Origin of the sequence: Paenibacillus glacialis (assembly GCF_001637205.1) — a bacterium.
GTDB lineage: Bacteria > Bacillota > Bacilli > Paenibacillales > Paenibacillaceae > Paenibacillus_AQ > Paenibacillus_AQ glacialis.
This window is the reverse complement of sequence record NZ_LVJH01000038.1, coordinates 1-992: the sequence shown is the minus strand read 5'-3', so window position 1 is coordinate 992 and position 992 is coordinate 1. Positions and strand designations below refer to the sequence as shown.

Genomic DNA, 992 nt, shown 5'->3' with positions numbered 1-992 from the left:
ACGGGAGTCGACACTAGGCGGCGCGTCGGCAGGGTCCGGTGTCTATAAGAGACGGGTCACGCGACCTGTGAGCTATTACGCACTCTTTCAATGGTGGCTGCTTCTAAGCCAACATCCTGGTTGTCTGGGCAACTCCACATCCTTTTCCACTTAACACACACTTTGGGACCTTAGCTGATGGTCTGGGCTGTTTCCCTTTCGACAATGGATCTTAGCACTCACTGTCTGACTCCCGGACATAAGTACATGGCATTCGGAGTTTGACTGAGTTTGGTAACCCTTGCGGGCCCCGCACCCAATCAGTGCTCTACCTCCACGACTCTTCATTCCGAGGCTAGCCCTAAAGCTATTTCGGGGAGAACCAGCTATCTCCGAGTTCGATTGGAATTTCTCCGCTACCCCCACCTCATCCCCGCATTTTTCAACATGCGTGGGTTCGGGCCTCCAGTGCGTGTTACCGCACCTTCACCCTGGACAGGGGTAGATCACACGGTTTCGGGTCTACGTCCACATACTATAATTCGCCCTATTCAGACTCGCTTTCGCTGCGGCTCCGCCTTCTCAGCTTAACCTTGCATGGGAACGTAACTCGCCGGTTCATTCTACAAAAGGCACGCCATCACCCATAGATCGGGCTCTGACTTTTTGTAAGCACACGGTTTCAGGTTCTATTTCACTCCCCTTCCGGGGTGCTTTTCACCTTTCCCTCACGGTACTGTTTCACTATCGGTCGCTAGGGAGTATTTAGCCTTAGCAGATGGTCCTGCTGGATTCATACGGGGTTTCACGTGCCCCGCACTACTCGGGATACATCTCGGAGGGATTGGACTTTTGGTTACAGGGCTTTTACCTTCTATGCCGGGCCTTTCCAGACCTCTTCACCTAACCCAATCCTTTGTAACTCCATGTGAGATGTCCCACAACCCCAAGGAGCAAGCTCCTTGGTTTGGGCTAATCCGCGTTCGCTCGCCCCAACTGCCGCAACCACTTTT

Annotated in this window: 1 rRNA gene; it reads right to left on the bottom strand. The window is 53.2% G+C overall.

The window, feature by feature from the left end:
• Nucleotides 1-992 (bottom strand): 23S ribosomal RNA (locus PGLA_RS27020); the annotation flags it as partial.